6 protein-coding genes and 1 tRNA gene are annotated in these 8,306 nt (G+C 66.3%); 4 read left to right on the plus strand and 3 right to left on the minus strand.

Features of this window, described 5'->3' with window-relative positions; all coding sequences use genetic code 11:
* Nucleotides 1-231: 231 nt before the first annotated feature.
* Nucleotides 232-1,050 carry an aminotransferase class IV gene (locus ABD260_RS37220; RefSeq protein ID WP_344241652.1) on the plus strand — a complete coding sequence of 273 codons (819 nt, stop codon included), beginning with the start codon at nt 232-234 and terminating at the stop codon, nt 1,048-1,050.
* A 463-nt stretch (nt 1,051-1,513) separates the two neighbouring features.
* On the opposite strand, the gene ABD260_RS37225 is transcribed toward ABD260_RS37220, so the two are convergent.
* Nucleotides 1,514-2,074, minus strand: coding sequence for a CGNR zinc finger domain-containing protein (locus tag ABD260_RS37225; RefSeq protein WP_184833007.1), 561 nt, complete (start codon nt 2,072-2,074; stop codon nt 1,514-1,516).
* Nucleotides 2,075-2,201: 127 nt separating this feature from the next.
* Between ABD260_RS37225 and ABD260_RS37230 the strand changes: the two genes are divergently transcribed.
* Nucleotides 2,202-2,273 (plus strand) — tRNA-Val (locus ABD260_RS37230).
* A gap of 178 nt (nt 2,274-2,451) precedes the next feature.
* On the opposite strand, the gene ABD260_RS37235 is transcribed toward ABD260_RS37230, so the two are convergent.
* Both ABD260_RS37235 and ABD260_RS37240 read right to left on the minus strand, forming a co-directional pair.
* A complete protein-coding gene (locus ABD260_RS37235; protein WP_344241655.1) occupies nt 2,452-3,024 on the minus strand; it encodes a tyrosine-type recombinase/integrase in 573 nt (190 codons plus the stop codon).
* 175 nt (nt 3,025-3,199) lie between these two features.
* Nucleotides 3,200-4,711, minus strand: a complete 1,512-nt coding sequence (locus ABD260_RS37240) for a hypothetical protein (protein WP_344241657.1) — start codon at nt 4,709-4,711, stop codon at nt 3,200-3,202.
* Nucleotides 4,712-5,934: 1,223 nt separating this feature from the next.
* Between ABD260_RS37240 and ABD260_RS37245 the strand changes: the two genes are divergently transcribed.
* Together ABD260_RS37245 and ABD260_RS37250 are read left to right on the plus strand one after the other, a co-directional pair.
* On the plus strand, nt 5,935-7,908 hold the full coding sequence (locus tag ABD260_RS37245; RefSeq protein ID WP_425553501.1) for a sensor histidine kinase: 1,974 nt from the start codon (nt 5,935-5,937) through the stop codon (nt 7,906-7,908).
* A 50-nt stretch (nt 7,909-7,958) separates the two neighbouring features.
* On the plus strand, nt 7,959-8,306 hold a 348-nt coding region (locus ABD260_RS37250), incomplete at its 3' end, for a response regulator (protein ID WP_425553502.1).

The raw sequence follows: 8,306 nt of genomic DNA on the forward strand, positions 1-8,306 counted from the left end.
AACCGGCGACCTCAACCTTGGCAAGGTTGCGCTCTACCAACTGAGCTACGTCCGCGTTGCGACCGGTTTTTGTCTCCCCGGCGCGAGAAGAACATTAGCCCATCGACGCCCGACTTCAAAAATCGGGGTCCACCCAGCCCGTCGACGTACGGTCATCAACTGGTCACCTGAGGGCGGCCGCGCGGTACCGGATCGCCTTCGCACTAAGGTGTTCGGCGGAAGGAGCACCACATGCGTATCTGGCTGAACGGCGCCTTGGCCGACGACGAGGCGACGGTCTCCCCGCTGGACCACGGGCTGACCACCGGCGACGGCGTCTTCGAGACGCTCAAGATCGAGAACGGCCGCCCGTTCGCGGTCCGCCGGCATCTGGACCGGCTGGTCCGGTCCGCGGTCGGGCTCGGCCTCCCGGCGCCGGACGTCACGGCGATCGAGAGCGGTATCGCCGACGTGATCGCCGCCGATCCCGGTATCCCGTTCGGCCGGCTGCGGATCACGTACACCGGCGGCGTGTCGCCCCTCTCCTCCGACCGCGGCACGTCCGGCCCGACTGTGCTGATCGCCTCCCAAGAGATCAAGCGCCCGGCCGCCACATCCGCGATCGTCACAGTGCCGTGGGTACGCAACGAGCGCAGCGCGGTGGCCGGCCTGAAGACCACCTCGTACGCGGAGAACGTCCGCGCTCTCGCGTACGCCAAGGAGCGCGGCGCCAGCGAGGCAATCTTCGCGAACACGATCGGCAACCTGGCCGAGGGCACCGGCTCGAACATCTTCTGCGTGTACGACGGCGAACTGATCACGCCGACCCTCGACTCAGGCGCACTGGCCGGCGTCACCCGCGCCCTCGTCCTCGAGTGGTTCGGCGGCACCGAGCGCGACGTACCCCTGGAACTCCTCTCCGAGGCCGAAGAGATCTTCCTCACATCCACAACCCGCGACGTCCAGCCAATCCACCGCGCCGACACCCGCACCCTCCCGGCCCCCGGCACCATCACGTCCCAGGCAGCCAAGCTCTTCGCCGACCGCTCGGCCACCGACCCAAACCCTTAAGCACACCCGACCCGGCCCCGCACCCGCACGAAGCTGTACGCGCGCCCGCCGCCCCGATTCGACGCGGGCACTTCGCCCAACCCGTCGGGTCGGATCTCCAGGCCATCACAATCGCCGCGTACGAGTCGCGGCCCGCGGACGGCCGCCCTGGCCGACGAATTGTGATGACCTGGAGATCCGCCCCGCCGAACACACCACCGGCCCGATCCCACCACGCCGACCGAGCCACCGAGACGCACGGCACCAAGCCACCGCGACCGCCTGCACCAACCACCCACCGGGCACGGTGCGCCCCAGTCGACGCGACCCACCCCACAAGCCACCTACCGGACACGGTGCGCTCAGCCGGGACAACCGTCCCACCAGCCGCTCATCCGGCACTTCGCGCCTCGACCGGCGCGATCGCCGGCGTCGACTACCCGCTCGGCTGCCCGTCGAGCTCAGCCGTGTAATCGGCCGCCGGCTACTCGCCGGAGGCCTTGCGGCGTTCGCGGTACGCGGCGACGTGCAAACGGTTGCCACACGTACGCGCATCGCAGTACCGCTTCGAGCGGTTGCGAGAAAGGTCGATCAAGGCGTCGTCACAGTCCGGGGCCTCGCAGCGGCGGAGCCGTTCGCGCTCCCCCGCCGAGATCACCTGCGCCAGCGCGATCCCGCACTCCACCGTGATCCGGCACGCCAGCGACGCGCCGGCCCGCGAGTAGTGGATGTGCCACGGGTGCCCGTCGTGGTTCGTCAACCTAGGCGTCGACGTACCGCGGGCGATGATCGCGTTGATCATCGACGCCGCCTCCGCATCCGACTCCGTGGTGAACACCGGCGCGAACAACGGCCGCAGATCCCGTACCTCGGCGAGGTCCTTCTCCGACAACGACTCGACCGCGCTGAACTCCCGCTCGTGAACGAACTTCTCCAGCTCCTCGAGTGCCTCCAGCGAATCGACCTGGCTGTTCGGCCCGGGCATGGTGTTGACCAGCCGGACCAGCGTCCCGAGCGCCTGCTCGGTGTCGTGCGAGAAAGTCACAATCACGTCTCCAACGCGACGGGATCTCCGTCCTGCGCCAAGAGTAGCCCGGCCCGATTAGATCGTCGCTGCATCATGCGCTATGGTTTCACCCGCAACACCACATCAGAAACATCAGCACCACCCGGGGCGATTGGCGCAGTGGTAGCGCGCTTCGTTCACACCGAAGAGGTCACTGGTTCGAACCCAGTATCGCCCACCCGGAAACCACGCAGGCCAGAGCGGGACCCCAGCGCCAGCCGGGTCCCCGCTCTTCTCGTTTCAGCCCTCGTCAGGCAGCGAAAGGCAGCAAGAGCGCCTAGAACCCTCTCTTGGGACCCCTCCTCCCTGCACGTGCGTGTAGATCATCAGCGTGGTCGGCGGGCCGCTCGTGCCCATCACCCGCTGTAGTCGGGAACCGGCACACCCGAGGTGACCAGCCACGACGCGTACGAATGCCGAAGGTCATGGAAGCGGAGTCCGCCATCGGCGCGCCGTGACACTGCCTTCACTGCCTGAGCCCTCGTCGGGAACAGCTCGCTCTCGTCCCCGGCCGGTGTCGGCCAGCTCCCCCGGAACTTGTCGCCGTCCTCAGTGACGCATCCGAGCAGTCCGGCCCGCACCAACGACGGCCGCCAGATCCGCGACCGGAAGAGCGTCCGTCGCAACGGCGTACCGGCCTCGTTGATGAACACCTCCCCCGCCTGGCCAGTCCCGTACAGCTCGCGGTACTGCTCCAAGAGATGCCTCACCATCGACGGGAGGGGCACCACTCGTCGGCCCGCCCGCGACTTCGGATAAGGCTTCGGGGTGACGTGCCCGTTGACCTCCACGGCGACCCGCTCGACCCGAATCGTCCCGGCCGCCGTGTCGATCGACTCCCAACGGAGCCCGACGCATTCACCCCAGCGCAAGCCCGTGCCGCCCGCCAACGCGACGAGCGCGCGGTGACGCTCGGGGATTGCCGGCAAAGCCGTTCCGTGAAATCCCGCCTGGCATGCGTCGCTCGCCGTTCTGCGATACGCGGGCATCAGAATTGTCGACCCACACAACGGGTCGAAGGTTTCCCTGGAGCCCGTTGCTTCAGGTACAGGCCAAAGCGTCAGCGACCAATTTCTGTGGAGCTGGGTGCTGGAAGAATTTCCGTCAGGGCTGTCGTGAATCCACGCCATTCTGGGAGCCGACAGATTCGTCCGCCTCTGCGGAAGGCGCTCCGGCAGCCGTCGCTTCCGGCCCGGAAGTTGAGTTAGAGGGCTCCACCTCCTGACCAGGCTCGTCGACCGTCGACCCGACACTCGATCCCGCAGGATCGGACTGGCGCACCTCTGTCGAATCCGGAGGGTCGGGCTTCGCCTGGCCGGTGTCGAAGTCGGTCGGCATTGACTGAAATAGGAATGTGAATATTCCGCTCATGCCCCTGCCCATCTGCTGCAGATACATCAGCGCATCGTCCGGCGTCACCTTATAGATGTTCGCGAACTCAGCTTCGAACCGTGCAGCACCGCCACGAATATCATTCACGGCCTGCTGCGCGGCTTCATCGTCCCTGGTGTGCTTGTAACTCAAGATCAGAGTAGCAATCAGGCCTACAACGATGACCGGCCCCAAGAATGCCTCAAGAGTCTTGACTACTATTGCAAATCCACCGACAGCCTGAACGATGTTGGCCTCTCCTGCATACATGCTCACTGTCGAGTAATAGAGGAATTTGACCGGAAGAGGATCGCCTGCGACGACAAAGCTTGAGGGACTCGCCTGATAGATCGCCAAGTTGATGAACGTGAAAGCAACAACACAGCCAATGAAGAGCCAGACTATCGCAATCACGCTGTAGATCATCAACGCAGGACTCTTGCGGTATTCGTTGATGCGGTAAGCCCAGAAGTGTGTCGATCTGTGCAGCAGTAGCGCACTCTGCGCGGCCTGAATGAACTGATCTGACTGAGCTGGAGTCAGAGCGTCGCCACCTTCAATGAGAGGCGCCAGTTCCTTGTAGTTGACCGCCAGCGTCTTAGGATTGATTCGCCTTACAATCTTGCTCTGAGTGCGCATGAAACGGCCCGGCGCCAAGATTGAGCGCGCGGCACAATAGAGATACCAAATCAATACAAGGAAGGCCGTGATTGCCGACAGTACCGCCGGAGTGCGGCCGGGCAGCACTGCGAAAAACAGGGTGAGAACAGCGAGCCCGGCACCAATTAGCGCAGACTTAAACCCACGTATGCCGCCGATCAGGACATGTACAAGGGCAACAACTCCATTCCAACTGCCCTTGCGATAGGCGAATCTTGGAATTCGCCAGCTTATCAAGGCAATCGGCCACACGATGACATAGGCTATCCAAAGCAGGCCCAACCCCTTCTTGCCCACGCGAAGAAGGACAAGCGCCACAGCAATGAACAGCAGAATCCGAAAATTGACTACCCATTCATAGTTTGGGAATGCTTTGCGAACGAGCGCGCGATCCCAGTCCGCCAGGAACACCTTCGAAATGACGTAGCCCCACGCGATGAAAGCGATCAGGTCCAAAAGGTGGACCCGGCGCCAGAACCTCCTGCGGTCGGCCTGCGGGTCACCTTCCCCGTTCGATGTGGTCGTGGCGGTCGTCGCCGGAGCAGACGGGTTAAGCCGCTCCCACACCGTGATGCCTTCAGACACGATCCTCCCCAGCGCTGCGCGAACTCATCATTGGCTTCCTCCCCCAGGTCGCGACTCGCGATCGTAGCGCTCCTGACCGACAGACGCCCAGTTCCGGTCCAATCCACCGGGCGTCTCGCAGTTCCCTGGTCGCGGTGCCGAGCAGCAGACAGGCAGCGAGCCGGAAGGCGCGTCGAGTCAGTCAGAGGGCGGACATGATCCCCCGAGGCCTCGAACGAGTAGGCAAAATATCGCCGGGCACGCCAGATCCGCCTTCACACCGAAGAGGTCACTGGTTCGAACCCAGTATCGCCCACGAAGGCGAACGGCGACTCGTGTCCGCGGAAGCGCGGAGCCGGGTCGCCTTCGTCGTGTTGTGCGGCTGCGCTTCGCTTGCCGCAAGCGGGGCCTCCGCCACCCGCACCCCCCGTTGCGCCATCGCTTCGCTCGGCTTTGCTGGGGTTGGGTTGAGCGGTCCACTCACCAGCAAGGGTTGGATTGAGCGGTCAGCTCACCAGCAGGGGTTAGGTTGCGCGGTCAGCTCACCAGCCGAGGTTGGGTTGCGCGGTCAGCTCACCGGCTGGGGTTACCCAAGGCGATAGCTCGGTCAGATGTCGAGGACGATGCACGCTCCCGCCCCGGCCGACTGCGAACGATCCACCAGCGGGGTCGGCCCCTGAGGTGGAGGGTTGCCCCCTGGAATTTTCAGGGGGCAACCCTCCACCTCAGGGGGCAAGCCTCGGAGAGCGGGGGCGGGTACGGGATGCGTCGGGTCAGGTGCTCCGGCCGTGTTAGGTGGTGAAGCCGGTCGGCTCGCCGGCGGGGGTGTGGTTGGGCGGTTGGCTCACCAGCGGGGTTTCCTAAGGGGGTCGGCTCACCGGCGGTTTCCCAGGGCGGTCGGCTCATCGCGGGTGCTCGCCGGGGGCGGTCCTCCAGTCGCTGTGTCCAATGCGGCCAACTCCTGGCTCCCATCCCTCGCAAGCATCGCCTGCCCAGGCGTCGTGTCCAGCACCACCAGTTCGGCGGCGCCTGTTGCCTCGGCATCATCAGCCGCCGGTTGCTGTCCCCCACCAGTAGTTCCCAGGACGTGTGCTTCAGGACCGCCACTCGGCCAGCCGTTGCGGACCGTAGGACCAGGTCGCAGTGGGGTTCATGGCTCGGACGGCGTCGCGGAGTTTGTGCGTGGGCGTGTGCGGTGACTGCGGTTGCCTCGTGGGGGGTGGGGTGGCTTTTATAGTGGCGGGGTGTTGGCTGAGCGGGTTGAGGGGTGCTTGCGGTCGCACTGGGGTGCGGTGGATGTGGTGGTTGCGGGGGTGTTGCTGGCGGTTTGTGTGGGGATTGGGTGGGCGGTTCGGGCGCCGGGGGCTTACTTCTTGTTCTCGGTGTTGCTGTTGGCGCCGGTAGCGGTGCGGCGGCGGTGGCCGGGGGTTTGTTTGGTTGTGGTGGGGGTGGTGGGGCTGGGGCAGTGGGTGGTGGTGCGGGACACGGTTGGTGTGGTGGCGGCTGATGTGGCGGTACCGGTTGCGGTGCATGCGGTTGCTGCGTACGGGGCGGTGTGGGTTGCGCGTACGGGGCTGGTGGCTGCGCTGGTTGGGGCAGTGCTCGGTGGCGTGGCGTGGCCGCGGCTGGTGGATTCGTTTGTTGCTCATCTGGTGATTGGTGCGTTGTTCGCGAGCATTGTGGTTGCGGCGTGGGCGGTTGGGTCGCTGGGGCGGGTGCGGCGTGGGCAGGCGACTGCTGCTGTTGAACGGGCGCAGTTGTTGGAGGTTGAGCGTGAGCAGCGGGATCAGCTCGCCGTACTGGCTGAACGGGCTCGGATCGCTCGGGAGATGCATGATGTGGTGGCGCATTCGCTGGCGGTGGTGATCGCGCAGGCAGATGGTGGACGGTACGCCGCTGCACACGCGGCTGACGACCCGGCGATGGCTGCACTTGGCACGATCGGCAAGCACGCCCGCGAAGCACTCGCCGAGACACGGCAGATCCTTGGCGTACTGCGCATGGACGGCGTACGCCCGGCATCCACCGCACTCGGCGTAGGAGGTGCTGACGGTGCATCCGCGGCATCTCCCCCAGCCGGCGAGCACGACGTACGCCCGGCATCCACAGCGCTAGGCGTAGGAGGTGCTGACGGTGCATCCGCGGCATCTCCCCCAGCCGGCGTACACGACGTACGCCCGGCATCCACAGCGCTAGGCGTAGGAGGTGCTGACGGTGCATCCGCGGCATCTCCCCCAGCCGGCGTACACGGCGCACGCCCGGCATCCACCGCACTCGGCGCCGGAACTGCTGACGGTGCATCCGCGGCATCTCCCCCAGCAGGCGTACACGGCGCACGCCCGGCATCCACCGCACTCGGCGCCGGAACTGCTGACGGTGCATCCGCGGCATCTCCCCCAGCAGGCGAGCACGACGTACGCCCGGCATCCACCGCACTCGGCGCCGGAGGTGCTGATGGTGCATTCGGGGCATCTTCTCCGGCGGGCGTGCTGGGTGCTGGTGGTACGTACGCGGGATCTCCCGTGCCGGACGCAGCGGGTGCGTCGGGTGCTGAGGGTGGGCGGGCTGCGTCTCGGGTGGCGGGTGGGCTGGGTGTTGGCGGTGGGCTCCGGGCGCCGGACCGGTTGGGTGCGCGGGGCACGTACGGCACGGACAGGGTGTTGTCTGCACCAGGTGCGCTGAGCGCTGACGATGCGGACCTGGGTGCCTCGGCGCTGGGTGTGGTGCGGGGTGATGGTGTGCGGCCGGTGCCTGGGGTGGGTGAGTTGGGTGGGTTGATTGAGCAGGTGCGGGCTAGTGGGTGGAGTGTGGTGGCGGTTGTGGATGAGCCGCCTTACTCGGTTGAGGCGGGGCTTGGGTTGACGGTTTATCGCGTTGTGCAGGAGGGGCTTACGAACGTTATGAAGCATGCCGGGGCGGGGGCGGCGGCTGAGGTGGAGGTCCGGTGGACGGCGGATGCTGTGGTGATCACGGTTGCGGACGACGGGGGCGGCAGGACCGGATGGGTGGAGGGTGGAGCAGGAGCGGGGTCAGGTGCGGGTGCGGGGCATGGGCTGGTGGGGATGCGGGAGCGGGTGGCGGTTTATGCCGGGGCGGTTGAGTTGCGGGGTCGGGCCGGGGGTGGGGCGGTGTTGACGGCGACGGCGACGGCGACGGTGCCGGTGGTTGGTGGGGCCGCGGATGGGCGTGGCGGTACCGAAGTGGTCGGTGCGCCGTGACTCGGGTGTTGCTGGTTGAGGACCAGGAGATGGTGCGGGCCGGGTTTCGGATGGTGATTGAGTCGCAGGCGGATCTGACCGTGGTTGGTGAGGCTGGGGATGGGTTGGCGGCGGTTGAGCTGGTACGGCGGTTGCGGCCGGATGTTGTTGTGATGGATGTCCGGATGCCGAAGCTGGATGGAATTCAAGCCACTGCGCGGATCATGGCGGAAGCAGGAAGCACAACGGGCGTGGGCGTGGCGAGCACAGCCGGTGCGGAGCGAGCGGGCGGTGCGGGGCGTGCGGGCGGTGCGGGGCGCACGGGCAGTGTGGCGAGCACGGGCAGTGTCGCGAGCACGGGCGGTGTCGCGAGCACGGGCGGTGTCGCGAGCACGGGCGGTGTCGCGAGCACGGGCGGT

The sequence above is a fragment of the Kribbella hippodromi genome, assembly GCF_039531045.1.
GTDB classification, from domain to species: domain Bacteria; phylum Actinomycetota; class Actinomycetes; order Propionibacteriales; family Kribbellaceae; genus Kribbella; species Kribbella hippodromi.